The 14,949-nt window shown below is 41.2% G+C and carries 14 protein-coding genes; 6 read left to right on the forward strand and 8 right to left on the reverse strand.

The annotated features are described in order from the left end of the window. Positions 1-23 precede the first annotated feature (23 nt). The 5 genes from NSS80_RS14410 to NSS80_RS14430 form a co-directional block, all read right to left on the reverse strand. Positions 24-638, reverse strand: a complete 615-nt coding sequence (locus NSS80_RS14410; protein WP_041114994.1) for a LysE/ArgO family amino acid transporter — start codon at positions 636-638, stop codon at positions 24-26. A gap of 128 nt (positions 639-766) precedes the next feature. Beyond that, positions 767-2,350, reverse strand: a complete 1,584-nt coding sequence (locus tag NSS80_RS14415; RefSeq protein ID WP_041114992.1) for an acyl--CoA ligase — start codon at positions 2,348-2,350, stop codon at positions 767-769. A gap of 226 nt (positions 2,351-2,576) precedes the next feature. Further along, entirely contained in the window at positions 2,577-2,789 is a 213-nt protein-coding gene (locus NSS80_RS14420; protein WP_024424829.1) for an alpha/beta-type small acid-soluble spore protein, read from the reverse strand. Positions 2,790-2,878: 89 nt separating this feature from the next. Continuing rightward, positions 2,879-4,084, reverse strand: coding sequence for a tRNA uracil 4-sulfurtransferase ThiI (gene thiI / locus NSS80_RS14425; protein WP_041114990.1), 1,206 nt, complete (start codon positions 4,082-4,084; stop codon positions 2,879-2,881). Positions 4,085-4,088: 4 nt separating this feature from the next. Further along, positions 4,089-5,231 (reverse strand): cysteine desulfurase family protein, encoded by a 1,143-nt coding sequence (locus NSS80_RS14430; protein ID WP_041114988.1) that lies wholly within the window; start codon positions 5,229-5,231, stop codon positions 4,089-4,091. 187 nt (positions 5,232-5,418) lie between these two features. Between NSS80_RS14430 and brnQ (NSS80_RS14435) the strand changes: the two genes are divergently transcribed. Continuing rightward, entirely contained in the window at positions 5,419-6,759 is a 1,341-nt protein-coding gene (gene brnQ, locus NSS80_RS14435; RefSeq protein ID WP_041114986.1) for a branched-chain amino acid transport system II carrier protein, read from the forward strand. A gap of 215 nt (positions 6,760-6,974) precedes the next feature. Next, complete coding sequence (brnQ, locus tag NSS80_RS14440; RefSeq protein ID WP_041114984.1) at positions 6,975-8,318, forward strand: branched-chain amino acid transport system II carrier protein; 1,344 nt, start codon at positions 6,975-6,977, stop codon at positions 8,316-8,318. 41 nt (positions 8,319-8,359) lie between these two features. On the opposite strand, the gene ezrA is transcribed toward brnQ (NSS80_RS14440), so the two are convergent. Next, positions 8,360-10,063: a septation ring formation regulator EzrA gene (ezrA, locus tag NSS80_RS14445; RefSeq protein WP_041114983.1), complete on the reverse strand. Its 1,704-nt coding sequence runs from the start codon at positions 10,061-10,063 to the stop codon at positions 8,360-8,362. A 341-nt stretch (positions 10,064-10,404) separates the two neighbouring features. Between ezrA and hisJ the strand changes: the two genes are divergently transcribed. Next, complete coding sequence (hisJ, locus tag NSS80_RS14450; RefSeq protein WP_034279551.1) at positions 10,405-11,220, forward strand: histidinol-phosphatase HisJ; 816 nt, start codon at positions 10,405-10,407, stop codon at positions 11,218-11,220. On the opposite strand, the gene refZ is transcribed toward hisJ, so the two are convergent. After that, the gene (gene refZ, locus NSS80_RS14455; RefSeq protein WP_024426169.1) at positions 11,190-11,855 is read right to left on the reverse strand and encodes a forespore capture DNA-binding protein RefZ; all 666 of its coding nucleotides are present in this window, start codon (positions 11,853-11,855) and stop codon (positions 11,190-11,192) included. The genes hisJ and refZ overlap by 31 nt on opposite strands. A gap of 126 nt (positions 11,856-11,981) precedes the next feature. On the opposite strand from refZ, the gene NSS80_RS14460 reads away from it, so the two are divergent. From NSS80_RS14460 to NSS80_RS14470, 3 genes are all read left to right on the forward strand, one after another. Then, positions 11,982-12,479 (forward strand): GAF domain-containing protein, encoded by a 498-nt coding sequence (locus tag NSS80_RS14460; RefSeq protein WP_041114981.1) that lies wholly within the window; start codon positions 11,982-11,984, stop codon positions 12,477-12,479. Between the two features lie 303 nt (positions 12,480-12,782). Then, positions 12,783-13,385 (forward strand): 30S ribosomal protein S4, encoded by a 603-nt coding sequence (rpsD, locus tag NSS80_RS14465; RefSeq protein ID WP_024424838.1) that lies wholly within the window; start codon positions 12,783-12,785, stop codon positions 13,383-13,385. A 296-nt stretch (positions 13,386-13,681) separates the two neighbouring features. Further along, a complete protein-coding gene (locus NSS80_RS14470; RefSeq protein WP_251231948.1) occupies positions 13,682-14,236 on the forward strand; it encodes a hypothetical protein in 555 nt (184 codons plus the stop codon). 44 nt (positions 14,237-14,280) lie between these two features. Here the strand turns inward: NSS80_RS14470 and NSS80_RS14475 are convergent, their stop codons facing one another. After that, positions 14,281-14,847: a cysteine hydrolase family protein gene (locus NSS80_RS14475; RefSeq protein ID WP_317221885.1), complete on the reverse strand. Its 567-nt coding sequence runs from the start codon at positions 14,845-14,847 to the stop codon at positions 14,281-14,283. Positions 14,848-14,949: the final 102 nt, after the last annotated feature.

Below are 14,949 nucleotides of genomic sequence, written 5' to 3' on the forward strand. Positions count from 1 at the left end.
TTTGTTTGATTCTCTATGTACCTTTACACAATCAATTGATACGCAATGTATAACGCAACCAGCCAGATCATGACCGCTGAAGCCTTATTAATACGGTTCATCCATTTGCCGTTTGTATCTAACTTTCCTAACATCTTCCCTAAAAGGGCGAGCCCAATAAACCATAACCAGGACACGATGATACAGGCAAGTGTAAACGCCAGATTTTCTGCTCCGCTATATTGCAGCGAATTCGTACCAATGACACCAATCGTATCGAGAATCGCGTGGGGATTTAAAAGAGAAACTGAACAAGCAAATAAAATTTGTTTTCTTGCAGGCATTAATTTCTGCTTCTCTTGATCCCCTGCTGATGAGCTTGTGTTCCATACAGACCATCCCATATAAACTAAAAAACAGAAACCAATGATATAAAGACCGATTTGCAGCACTGGAATGGTAAACACCACAACAGAAACACCTATGACAGCTAAAGCAATTAAAAGTGTGTCACAAAGAGCAGCCGTGATGACGACAGGCAATGCTCGATATAATCGAGGCTGCAGCGCTCCTTGTTGAAATACAAATACATTTTGTGCGCCCAAAGGTAAAATGAGACCAAAGGCAAGTACAATTCCATGAATGATCGCAATGGACATCTACTAACATTCTCCTTTTTCAGCAATTCCTACACATTTTAACATAAAACATTATGCTCACTTTCAACGAATTTGATTTTCCATACAAAAAAGCGCTGGATGCTTCCATCCATACGCTTCTCACTTCTTTATGATTGACCTTTTCGTGCAAGCTCTCTTTCTCTCAGCTCTACACGGCGAATTTTCGCTGACGGTGTTTTTGGCAGTTCGTCAATGAATTCGATTTCTCTTGGGTATTTGTATGGTGCTGTTGTGTTTTTCACATGTGTTTGCAGCTCTTTGATCAATTCATCACTTTGCACAGTTCCATCACGAAGGACGACGTATGCTTTCACGATTGATCCTCTGATTTCATCCGGGCTTGCCACAACTGCACATTCCTTCACTGCTGGATGCTTGATCAGCGCATCCTCTACTTCAAACGGTCCAATTGTATAGCCTGAGCTGACAATGATGTCATCTCTGCGGCTTTCAAACCAGAAGTACCCATCTTCGTCTTTTTTCGCGCGGTCACCCGTAATAAAGTAATTGCCGCGGCGCTGCGCCTTTGTACGCTCTTCGTCTTTATAGTATTCCTTAAATAAAGCCGGCGTTTCAAGATGGACCGCAATGTCACCAATTTCTCCAGGTGCGCAGATGTTTCCATCCTCATCAATGATGTCTACTTCGTTGCCAGGGGTTGGTTTTCCCATACTGCCTGGCTTGATGTCCATTCCTTTTAGCACCCCTACGAGCAGTGTGCTTTCAGTTTGGCCATAGCCGTCTCGTACTTCTATATCGAAATGCTTTTTGAATGTATCAATGACTTCACGGTTCAGCGGCTCTCCCGCAGAAACAGCACTATGCAGCTTTGGCAGCTCATACTGACTTAAATCATCTACTTTTGCCATAAAGCGATATTCTGTCGGTGTACAGCATAGGACATTGATTTCATTTTTTTGAAGCAGCTCTAAGTATGTATTTGGATTGAATTTCCCTCCATACACAAAGCCTTCTGCTCCACTTCCTAACACAGATAAGAGGGGGCTCCACACCCATTTTTGCCAGCCTGGTCCTGCTGTTGCCCATACTTTATCTCCTTCACTAATGGAGAGCCATGCTTTTGCAGCTGTGCGTAAATGTGCATACGCCCATCCGTGTGTATGAACAACCCCTTTTGGGTTCCCTGTTGTACCTGATGTGTAGGATAAAAACGCCATGTCTGTGCGCTTTGTATCTCCCAATTCAAGTTCGTTTGATTGCTCTTCTTTTTGCGCTAGAATGTTTCTCCAGCCATGATCGTTTTCACCGATTGAGAATGTTTTAAAATCGTTTGGCTGTTTGGTTCCGTCGAACGATTGAATGAATGAAGAGTAAACGATCGCTCCCTTTGCTTCTGCATGTTCAATTCGATAATCTATATCTTTTGCACGCAGCATTTCTGAACAAGGAATCACGACCATTCCTGTTTTCAAAATCGCTAAATAAATGCTGTATGCCTCGAGCATGCGCGGCACCATCACAATGATTTTATCGCCTTTTTTGAAGCCTGCTTTTAATAAAACATGTCCAATTTTATTTGCCTCTTCCACTAATGCTGCATACGTCACATGCGCTTCGTGGCCATTGCCGTCCTGCCAGTGCAGGGCCATTTTCTCCTTGTCATGACTGAACGCTTCAATCTCGCTGACTAAGTTATATTGTTCTGGTGCAATTAAGTCTTCTCTTTTCATGGTACAGCTCCTTTTAGCCTCTTTCTTATGAAACGAAACATGTTTCAATTTACCTATTTTAACACTCATAACTGAAAAATGCTTGAATTAGGACCTACTCCTAGTATTATGCCATAATTTTTTTCATCCGTCTTCTTTTTTAAAAATATTCTAACTATTTATATGTACAAAAAGAAAAGAGCGGGAAGGATCCCGCTCATAAGCCATAGCTTTTAAATTGTGTGTCTTAGAAAGATCCGCCACCCATATGTTGTTGAGCGTAAGATACAAGACGCTTAGTGATTTCTCCACCAACTGATCCGTTAGCGCGAGATGTAGTTTCTGCACCAAGGTTTACACCAAATTCAGAAGCGATTTCGTACTTCATTTGGTCGATAGCTTGTGCAGCGCCTGGTACTAGTAATTGGTTAGAACTGCTTTGTCTGTTTTGTTGAGCCATGTGTTCTCACCTCCTTGTGAATATAGAATGTGTAGAAACACATGACTTCATGCGATTGATTTTATGGTAATTATTATGAAATTATCGTTTTAGAATAAATCAGCGAATTCGTCTGCTGCTTTCTTTTCATTTGTCACAATAATTGTTTCAATTTGCTCTACTGCCTCGTCCAGCATCGGCTCGAAATCAGCAAAGCTTTCGTAGCGTTCTACCTTCTCAAGCTTTGGTTTTGTTTTAGGGGACGGCGGCGTAAAGATCGTACAGCAATCCTCGAAAGGCTGAATGCTTGTATCGTATGTGCCAATTCTTCTCGCTTCATCAATAATGTCATTTTTATCGACAGCAATGAGCGGGCGGATAATTGGTGTATTGGTCACATGGTTAATGGCATACATGCTTTCAAGTGTCTGACTTGCCACTTGACCAAGGCTTTCTCCGGTAATAATCGCAAGGGCATCGCACTTTTCTCTTATTTTGTCAGCTATTTTCAGCATCATTCTTCTTGTTGATGTCATCGTATAGTTTTCAGGTACTTGTTTGTGAATCAGCTCTTGAATTTTTGTAAAAGGTACGATGTGAAGCTTCACTTCGCCTCCATATGCTGCCAAGCATTCTGCAAGATCAATGACCTTTTGTTTGGCACGTTCACTTGTATACGGCGGACTAAAGAAATGCACAGCTTCAATTTCAATTCCGCGTTTCATTGCTTGATAGCCGGCAACCGGGCTGTCAAAGCCGCCGGAAAGCATGAGCATCGCTCTTCCGCTAGAACCGACCGGCAGGCCGCCTGCACCTTTAACATCTTTAAATGTAATGTACGTTGCGTTCTCTCTGATTTCTATGCGTAAATGCACATCCGGCTGTTTCACATTGACCGTTAAGTTTTCCGTATTCCTTAGAACATGTCCGCCAATTTCACGGTTCATTTCATTTGAATCAAGTTCAAATTGTTTATAAGAGCGTTTCGTTGAGACTTTAAATGTATTTCCTTGTTCATACACTTCCTGTACCGCTGTTAGTGCCGCTTCTTTAATCGCATCTAGATTCGTCTCACATTTAACCGCAAGACTAAAGCTCTGAATGCCAAATACACTTTTGAGCTGTTCTGAAATTGGTTCAGGGTCTTCTCCGTTCAGCATAATCGTGATGCGGTCTCTATCAGATGCAACCTTTAATGCTTCAAAATCCTTTAGGACGAATCGAATGTGCTGTCTTAGTTTTTCAATAAATTTCTTTCTATTCTTCCCTTTTGTTGAGATCTCACCAAAACGGACTAAAATATGATCATATTTCATGCTGTTATCTCATTCCTTTTAATTTTTTCACACTTTGTGCGATCGATGTGATGATTTGCGGCGTTAGCTCTGGTCCTTGTCCATACGTCAAGCTGATTCTCATACTGCTTTTGGCTACTTCCTCTGGTTTTCCCATTGCCAGCAGGACACGGCTTGGCTCTTTTTTCTTTGCTGAGCAGGCAGAGGTTGTAGAAACATATATGCCTTCTTTTTCAAGCATATGGAGGAGGACCTCAATTTGAATACCCGGCACTGAAAAATTCACAATGTGCGGCGCACTTTGCGCCCTCGGTGTATTCATCACAATACCTTCTACCTCTCCAAGCTGTTTTTGCAGCTGCGTTTTTAAGTTCAGCATCTCATTATGATACTTGTCAAGCTGTTCAAATGATTGTTTCATGGCTTTTGCTAAGCTGACAGCTCCAGCAGGGTTTTCAGTACCTGAACGAAGTCCTAATTCCTGCTCTCCCCCAGTAATGAAAGGGGCGAGAGTGACATCTTTCTTTAAAAAGAGTGCTCCAGTGCCTTTTAAACCATGAATTTTATGGCCTGACATCGTCAAAAGGTCTACATCCAGCTGTTTATTGAGTGCTACCTTGCACATTCCCTGCACCCCGTCGACATGAAAAAGTGCGTTTTCGGCATGCTCACGAATGATGCCAGCAGCCTCTTCAATCGGCTGGATGGCACCGGTTTCGTTATTGACGTGCATCATGCTGACAAGCACTGTATCAGGGCGAAGCACTTCTTTTAAATGAGTCATATCTGCATGGCCATGCTCATTTACTTGAATATAGGAGATGTCAAAGCCAAATAACGCCTTCAGCTGTTCAAACGATTCAATAACAGAAGGATGCTCAATTGCTGTGGTCACAATATGCTTGCCCCGGTTCATTTTGGCAAGTGCTGCCCCTTTAATGGCAATGTTATTCGCTTCTGTTGCACCAGAAGTAAAAATAATCTCATATTGTTTCAAGCCCGTGTAGTGAAGCATTTGTTTTCTCGTTTCATTTAACAGCCGGCTTGCATCAATTCCGAGCTGATGAAGCGAAGATGGATTTCCAAAATAACGTTCACTCACTTGCTGATATACTTGTAAAACCTCAGGGTACGGTTTTGTGGTTGCACTATTATCAAGATACATCATGGCGAAACTCCTTATCCTCTTGCGTTTAACTAATATGATCCGAATTCCCTTTTATTTCAATATAAAGCGGTATATTGACAACCTCATCAATTCACTATATCATGCATAGTGCCATTGTCATATTTTTTCCTAAATTGACAGAATATTTAAACATGGCGGAAAAATAAAATAATAGGGGGATAACCTTATGAATAATAAGTTAAGTCAAACAGACACATTAGCCATCGGCTTAATGTTGTTTGCACTCTTTTTCGGCGCAGGCAATATGATATTCCCTCCTGTACTTGGACAGTACGCAGGTGAAAACGTATGGCTTGCGATCGGTGGATTTTTACTGACAGGAGTTGGACTTCCGCTCTTAGGTGTCATCGCCGTTGCCCTGACAGGAACTGGTGCAAAAGGGCTTGCTGACAAAGCTCATCCTACATTCGGTACCATTTTCACCGTCATTTTATATTTATCCATTGGGCCTTTCTTTGCGATCCCTCGTACTGGAACGGTTTCTTATGAAATTGGGCTGGCGCCGTTTCTGTCTGAAGCGCAGTCTGAATCATGGATTCCATTATTCTTGTTTTCGATTGCTTTTTTCGGCATTACCTATGCTCTTGCTTTAAATCCATCGAAGCTTGTTGACCGAATCGGTAAAATTTTAACACCAATTTTACTCGCTGTCATTGCTTTAATTGTGATCAAAGCGATCGCGACACCAATGGGTGGAATTGGCAGTCCGCATCCAACCTATGAAGGAAGCCCGCTGTTTACCGGCTTTTTAGAAGGCTACAAAACGATGGATGCTCTTGCTTCAATCGTTTTCGGAATTGTCGTTGTCACGGCTGTGAAAGAGCGTGGTATGACAGAACGAAAATCGATTGCCGCAGCCTGTATTAAAGCAGGGCTTGTCGCAGCTGCTGGACTAGCTCTTGTGTACATATCACTCGCTTATGTCGGAGCGTCAAGTCCTGAGGCAACAGGTATGGTCGGGGCAAATGAAGGCGGAAAACTCCTTTCGCTTGCGGCGAACTTTTTATTTGGTTCTGCTGGTAATATTGTGCTAGGGGCTGCGATTTTATTTGCATGTTTGACCACAAGTATTGGACTTGTTTCATCCTGTGGGGAATATTTTTCTTCGCTATTTCCACGCTTTTCTTATCGCACAGTAGTTTTAGTTGTATCTTTATTCAGTACAGTTGTAGCAAACCTTGGACTAGCGCAAATTATTTCGCTCTCTGTTCCAGTTCTTGTTGCGATTTATCCGTTAGCCATCGTGATCATTCTCTTATCTTTTCTCGATCGCTGGATCAACGGAAGACGAATCATTTATATCGCTTCACTCATTTTTACAGGTATCTTTGCCGTAATCGACGGCTTAGTGGCAGCGAAGATTCCTCTTGGCGGATTAAATAAAATTTTAGAAGCTACTGTTCCTTTATACAAACTTGGGATAGGCTGGGCTATCCCTGCCGTACTTGGAGCCATTATCGGTCTTCTTATTTCTTTATTTACGAGTCCACCTAAACAGCCTGCTTAATCAAGCATCAAAACTAAAAACATCCCTTTCCATAAGAGAAAGGGATGTTTTTTTATGTTCTTCATATACTAAAATAGAAAAATTCATGACTTTTGTATGAAAACACATGTTGACATCAGGCGTACATCCTTTATAATTAGTGAATGTTAATGAAGAACCGTTTTAGCAGCTAATTAACAGAATATTTCAACATAATATTGGAGGCTTTATATTCAATGAAGGCAACATTGTCGACGAAAGATACGATTATTATAGGTTTTATGTTATTTGCTTTATTCTTCGGCGCCGGAAATATGATTTATCCACCAGAGCTTGGGCAATATGCCGGAACAAATGTATGGAAAGCAATGGGCGGATTTTTATTAACAGGTGTCGGTTTACCTCTACTCGGGATTATTGCAATTGCTTTAACAGGGCGTGATGCAAAAGGACTTGCAGATAAGGCTCACCCAGTGTTTGGAACAGCATTCACCGTCATTTTATATTTATCCATTGGACCGCTTTTCGCTATTCCGCGTACAGGAACAGTTTCGTATGAGATTGGGGCATTACCATTTTTATCAAGTGTACCAGCTTGGCTGTCCCTTCTTTTATTTACACTCGCCTTTTTCGGTATTACTTATTACCTTGCTTTAAATCCAACGAAAATCGTGGATCGTGTAGGGAAAATATTAACACCGATTAAATTTACGATCATTTTTATTATCATTGTTAAAGCCATTTTGACACCGATGGGCGTCATTGGTACACCAGATGTATCTTATAGCAACGGATCGTTTTTCAAAGGATTTTTAGAGGGCTATAAAACGATGGATGCTCTTGCTTCTATTGTATTTGGAATTGTTGTCATCAACGCGATTAAAGGGCGCGGTGTGACAAGTAAAAAGGCACTGGCTTCTGCTTGTATCAAAGCGGGTTTGATTGCAGCTGCTGGATTAACCTTCGTTTACCTGTCACTTGCGTATCTAGGCGCTTCTAGTACACATGCCATTGGATTCGTTGGAGATGGGAGCAAAATCTTGGCTCAGTCTTCTCAGTTCCTTTTCGGAAGTCTAGGAAATATTGTGTTAGGTGCTGCCATCACAGTCGCTTGTTTAACAACAAGTATCGGTCTTGTCACATCATGCGGAGAGTATTTCTCAAAGTTACTTCCTAAACTTTCTTATAAAATGGTCGTGACACTTGTTACATTATTTAGTTTCATCATTTCTAACTTTGGACTTGCTCATATTGTTGCTTTCTCTGTTCCAGTCTTAACAGCGATTTATCCGCTGGCGATTGTGATCATCGTTCTATCACTTGCTGATAAATGGCTTGGACATAGAAGACCTGTGTATGTCCTCTCGTTAATTTTAACAGGGTGCGTCAGCTTATTTGACGGCTTAGCAGCAGCAAAGCTTCCAATCGGTCCAGTAAAAGACATTTTCCAAACAGTGCTGCCTTTTTATGACCTTGGCATTGGCTGGCTTGTCCCTGCGATACTTGGGGTCGCCATTGGGTTCGTGATCTCACTTTTCACTTCTTCTGCTTCAGAAGAACGCCAGAAACAGGCATCATAATACAAAAAAAGCTGAAGTCCTATCAATGGACTTCAGCTTTTTTATTGATGCTGATATTCTTTTTCGTGCTGAGCTAATAGCTTCTGAACGGCTCCAGGTGATGCTTTTTCAACAGCTGCTGCTGCTACATCAAATGAACCATTATAATCGTACGCATAAAATCTTCGCTCTGCCTCTTTTAGTTGTTCTGAAAGAATATGATTTTGGCTTCTAAAACGATTGCCATATTGAATGATTCGTTCAATTTGATCCACTTTAGTGAGCATTTCTTCCGTCTCATTCACAACATGTCTCACTGTGTCGGAGGCTTCTTTTAATTGCCCATTCACAGCTGGCATGTTGAGCGGCAGGTTCTCCAGCTGCTCGTGCACTTGCTGAATCATCTCCTGCGCTTTTTCAGCCTGCTCTTTCATATCAGCAGGTATACCTGGAATATTGCTTTTTTGCAGCTGACGCACTGTATCTGTCAGCATCGTTTTGAGCTCAGCCAGTGTTTCTCTCGCTTGCAGCTCTTCTTTTCTTAATGATTGAAGATGATCCTTAAATGTATCATGCAATGCTTTTGCATCATCGATAAAGGTCTCAAGCTGATTGATTTCATTCATTAATAATGAATATGCGACATGGTCACGATCAAGCTTCTCGCGAATTTGTTTCATGAGCTTTTCAATTTCTTCTAAGCGTTTTTCGAACGCCTTCTGTTGATCAAGCTCTCCGGCTGTCAGCTTGTAGCTTTCTTTTACAAGAGCTGTTTCTGCCTTTGTTTGGGTGTGATCCTGCTCGAGCTTTTCAAATGCTTCCGTCAGCTCAGGCATTTTACTTTTGATTTCCTGACCTGCTTCTACTTCCGCTTCCAGCTGATCATACAGCGTCTGAATGGCATCATCAATCATTTGCAAAATGCTTGATGCTTCTTCCAGATTGAGTTCATCAATCAGTAGTTTTTCCGCACGGGTCAGCTGTTTGTTTAAGTTCTCAAGCTCTTTAGTGATCTGGATGTGCTCGAGCTTGTAGCCTTTGTCTGTCATTTCTTTATATCCGTCTTTCAGCTTCGTCAGCTGGCCTGGTACGGTTTGTTTGCAGTCTGCAATGAGCTTCGGTACATCATTGATATACAGCTGAAGCTGATCGAGTCTGCGGTCTTGCTCAAGCAAAATCTTTCTTGCTTTCATATAGTTGCCGTTTTCTGTCTCTTCTTCGTACTGCTTGATCCCTTCCCAAGCTTCATCTAAGTCCTGCTCCATTTTGTCATAAAGGGTGCCGTATAAATGGCTGTACGCAAGCAGATTTTTTCGAACTGTTTGATATTGTTCTTTGACCTTTTCAATGTCCTTGCGATTTTGCTCCTCGCTTGTGACAAGGTCTGCAATCTCTTTTAAAATGTCTTCAATGTTCGAATCAGCAGCACTCAGCAAGTCCTCAATGTGCGTAAGAACCTGCTTGGCTTTGGAGAATCGATATTTATCAGAATACTCTTCTGCATCATATAATAGCTCCTCTACCTTTGGAAGATGGGCTGTGACGATATCGTCCCACTCTGCACGCCATCTTTCAAAAAATTGCTCTGTTTCTCCGGTCATTTTTAAATGTTTGATCTTTGAAATTTCTTCTACAATTGATCTGTTTAAAATTTCAATTTTCCATGCTTCCAATCGGTCAATCTCTTTATATATATTTTTTCGCAGAAAATAACCGACTGAAAACAAAGCAAGCAAAATGACAATTAAACCGATGATTAACTCCATAATGAGCCCCCTTGTTGTGATCTAAGTGATGTCAGGGTAAAAGTGTCCCGAGTAGACCTGAGAACCCTTTCGTGTCCGCTTTGCATTTGTTTTTTTATAAGCAGGATCGTATGTTTTCCAATACCATCCATTCACGGTTTTATGTATGTTTTTTCAAGAAAGTATTTGTGCGCTTTCTATCATTTGATCACACGTATCAATGTGACCTGCTTTTATGTATGCGGAAGCTGTCGTTTTCATTGTTATTATGATACCATGTAACCAGCATTTTTGGTCATGATTTTTCATTATTTTCGCTGATAAACATCACGTTTTTCAAAATATCGACAAGAGGTGACGACATGCTGAAACAAGATGCACATCTACATACACCGTTTTGCCCGCACGGTTCGCTTGATTCTTTTCATTCTTATATTGAAAAAGCCATTAAAAAGGGATTTGATTCCATAACCTTTACCGAGCATGCCCCGCTGCCTCCATCGTTTCAAGATCCAACACCTGAGCAGGATAGTGCCATGAAGCTCCAAGACCTTGAAGCGTATATAACGAAACTGGCTCAGCTGAAACAAGAATACAAAGGACAATTAATAGTAAAAACTGGGCTTGAGGTTGACTTTATCAAAGAGTATGAAGAGGAAACAAGAACCTTTTTAGACTGCTACGGTCCGGAACTAGACGACGCCATTTTATCTGTTCACTTTCTTCCTGCTGGCGATGATTATATTTGCCTTGATTTTGACGAGCATGCCTTCCAGCAGCTAATAAGCATCTATGGCAGCATCGAACAGGTCTATCAAAGCTACTATGACCAAATTCATTCTTCTATTCTATCATCTTTAGGCCAATATAAGCCAAAGAGAATCGGTCATATCACCCTTGTCCAGAAATTCAAACAGCTTTTTCCATATGAAATGTCACCTGAACTTTGTCAAAAGGTCACCCTTTGCCTTGAAGAAACGGCAAAAAAAGGCATGTCCTTAGATTTTAATACATCAGGTCTTCGTAAAACATATGCCAGAAGTATCTATTTAGATCAATGGATGATAGACCTTGCAAAAAAGAAAAAAATTCCGCTCATATTCGGCTCTGATGCCCATCAAGCGGAAGATCTCGGATATGCGTATGATCAATTCGAGGACATCATGAGGTTCAGATGAGAATCTAGTGCCGGCTCTTTTGGTTCTAACAGATAATGAAGCGAGCGGCTCAGCTCCTTAAAGTACATTTGATAGAAATACGGCTCACTTGGGTTCAAATAAAGCACCTCTGTTAAATATTGCGGCTGTAAATATGGCATCATGAGAAGTGATTTAAGCTGAATCATAAAGGATGCGAGTGAAAGCTGCTCACAAATAACATGGGTGCTTTTTCCTTTTTCAATGATGAGCTGAAACAAATACTTTTCTTTTGTTAAATATGTCGACATGATTTCTCTGATGAGTGTCGAATCAATCGTCACCTCCCGATAAACGAAACGGGTTAATTGACGGTGCTTGTGCTGATAAGATAAAATATCAAAAACCACATGTAGTAAGCATTCTTTTGCATGACGGGTTTCCATGTGATGGAGATGTGATTCAATCATGTGAATGTAACCTTCATAAAAATCGGATACGAGCTGCTCAAGCAGCCCTCCTTTTCCTTGAAAGTAATAAGAAATGTGGGCAACGTTGACGTTTGCTTCCTTCGCAATCTCACGGACAGAGGTTCCAGAAAATCCTTTTTGGTTAAAAAGTCTGATGGCAGCATCCATAATACGGTCTTTTGTTTGCACGGTTGTTGATGTTTTCATCCGCTCACCCCTCTTCATGTGTACATACTTCAAGATGAAGGCGGAAGTTCCTTTTACAATTGCTCGACAAATCCCACATGCGAGACGCAAGTTATGTATTTTTAAGATAGAAAGTAGGAGATTTTCATGTTTCATGTCGAAAAACAGTCTGGCGATCCTTCAAAAGACTATCATTTGCTTGTCAAACAGGTAGAAGCCATTACAGATGGTGAACCTGATCTGATTGCCAACTTGGCAAATGCAGCTGCGCTGCTCTATCACTCACTTCCTGAAGTCAATTGGGCAGGGTTTTATTTAGCAAAGGGCGGCGAGCTTGTGCTTGGACCATTTAACGGACTGCCTGCATGTGTGCGCATCCCTTCTGGAAAAGGCGTTTGCGGTACAGCGTTTGCGACAGGTGAAGTGCAGCGTATCGCTGATGTCCATGCATTCCCTGGACATATTGCCTGTGACGCAGCATCGCAATCTGAAATAGTCATTCCGCTCAAGGTCAATGGACAGATCATTGGGGTGCTCGATATTGACAGCCCTGTGAAAGACCGCTTCAGTGAAGTAGATGAGTCCTACCTTATTCAATTTACAGAAATTCTCCAACAGGCGTTATCCGTCTCTACGGATGCGTAATCATGCAGAAAAAGCAGGCACATTGTCTGCTTTTTTATGTTTCTTTATATAATGGAGAACGTCACCTCTGTCTCTAAATAGGTTGACTTCTCCTACCCAGCGTCATATAATAGAGTTTGTGTGAAATATGGCAGCCTTTTTGTTCGGCTTTTTTGTATCATTTTGTTCCTTCTATATTATGAAGGTGTATCTTGTAACTCCCTGCTGCTGGAGCGAGGATGCATGAAAACATAATGACGAAAAAGAGGAAGAACAGACGGTTTTTATTTTTCACAAATAAAAACAATAAGGAGGAGTCACATTATGGCTCGCTATACAGGTCCAAGTTGGAAGATTTCCCGCCGTTTAGGCATTTCATTAAGCGGAACAGGTAAGGAACTTGAAAAACGCCCTTACGCTCCAGGCCCACATGGTCCAGGACAACGCAAAAAACTATCTGAATACGGTTTACAATTACAAGAGAAGCAAAAGCTTCGTCACATGTACGGTGTCAACGAACGTCAATTCCGTACACTATATGACAAAGCTGCTAAACTTCCTGGTAAACAAGGTGAAAACTTCATGATCCTTCTTGAAACTCGCCTTGACAACCTAGTATACCGTCTTGGCCTTGCTCGTACTCGCCGCCAAGCTCGTCAGCTAGTAAACCATGGTCACATCCTTGTTGATGGAAGCCGTGTAGACATCCCATCTTTCTCTGTGAAACCAGGTCAAACGATTGCTCTTCGTGAGAAATCTCAAAACCTTGCAGTAGTGAAAGAATCAGTTGAAGTAAACAACTTCGTTCCTGAATACCTTTCTTTCGATGCTGAAAAGCTTGAAGGAACTTTCACTCGTCTTCCAGAGCGTTCTGAATTAGCGCCTGAAATCAGCGAACAACTAATCGTTGAGTTCTACTCTCGTTAATTTCTTTACTTCTCTAAGAGAGAGCAAACAAACCCTAGATCCCTTGATTGTTCAAGGATTTCTAGGGTTTTTTGTATGTTCTCAATTATACATGAAATCATTTGAAGTCATCTTCCATTTTCAACACTTATTTTCCCCGGCTGCCTGCTCCATTCTTACTTCAATCAAACCTGTCTCTGTTTTTATATACAAATATAGGAAACATTTCATTGAAGTGCCTTTTTTCTATTGGTACAATCATGATAGATGACACATCAGTCGTATGGTCTTCTATAGTACTTAGATGGAGGAGTTCCATGTATAGTATCACGATTATTCTATTCTTACTTTTAACCTTATCAGTGATTGCCTATTCTCTTCTAAGAAAAAAACAGATTATCGATGAGCCGCCCAATAGATTTGCTGCAAGTCTGTTTATCTTTCTGCTCTTTTTTTCTATCTGCTTTGTGATCGCGGTTCCAAGTGTATTGCTATACATCACTGTTTTAGGCGTGAATTTTCTTTTTGGAGAAACCATCACGTATGATTCGTTTTTTTCTTTGATCTCTTTCTCTTTGTTCGTGAGTGTTATCGTCGTTTTTTGGTCACCTGTCCTTCTATTCATAGGAAAAGGACTGGCTTATCTCCTTAAACTTCCTATATGGCTCACTTATGCTTTGGAATGGGTGAGTTCTTGGATCGTTTTACATCTCTCTATCAAGTATGTCCTTTACTTAAACTTAATGAATGTATCGATAGAGGATTCCGGCGTATTGATTTTATCATTCTTTGTCAGTTTTTTATTTATTGAGATTGATCTCGTTTACTCACGTAAGAAACAACGAAAACAATCGCTGGACACATATACTTAGCATAAAAAAAGCTCCTAGATCTCTTCCTAGGAGCTTTCAAACGTTCATTCTGGACTTGTCCATTTTGCGATGAGCTGCTCTGTTGTCATGACAGTCGCAAATTCATCATGCAGGGTTGCAAGTGAGAGCCGGTGGATCGTTTCTGGGTCAAAATATGTACCATTTTGATCTATTAGTCCAAAGGCGGCTGTTGCATCTGAGATCAGATACGTATCAAAGCCAAGATTTCCGCTCATTCTTGTGGTCGTTGATACGCAGTGAGGGGTTGTTAATCCTGCGATCACGACCGTGTCAATCTGGTTTGATCTTAGATGTTCCTCTAAGTTAGTACCAATAAAGCTGCTGTTGACTTTCTTTTGTATCACCATTTCTTCCTCTAGCGGTTTAGCCATATCTTTGAAAAGGTGCCCTTCATTTGCTGGATGAAATACAGAGTCCGGATTGTCGGATGTATGCTGAACATGAATCACTTTCCAACCTTTCTCTCTCCAAAACGTTAATAGCCGGCTAATATTCTCCTCTGCCTCTAGGTTATTGCGTTCTCCCCATTTTTCATGCTCGAACGCTTTTTGTACATCGACAATGATCAAAGCCTTTTGATTCGTTTTCACAAACGCCCACCTCCGAATATTCACATTCACTACATGTAGTGTAAGGAATGGTGAACGTTTTGTACATGTTTTTATTCAGCTATGTACGATGGTCTGTTTGTG

The sequence above is a fragment of the Bacillus sp. FSL M8-0350 genome, from assembly GCF_038593345.1.
In the GTDB taxonomy this organism is placed as follows: Bacteria; Bacillota; Bacilli; order Bacillales; family Bacillaceae; genus Bacillus; species Bacillus safensis.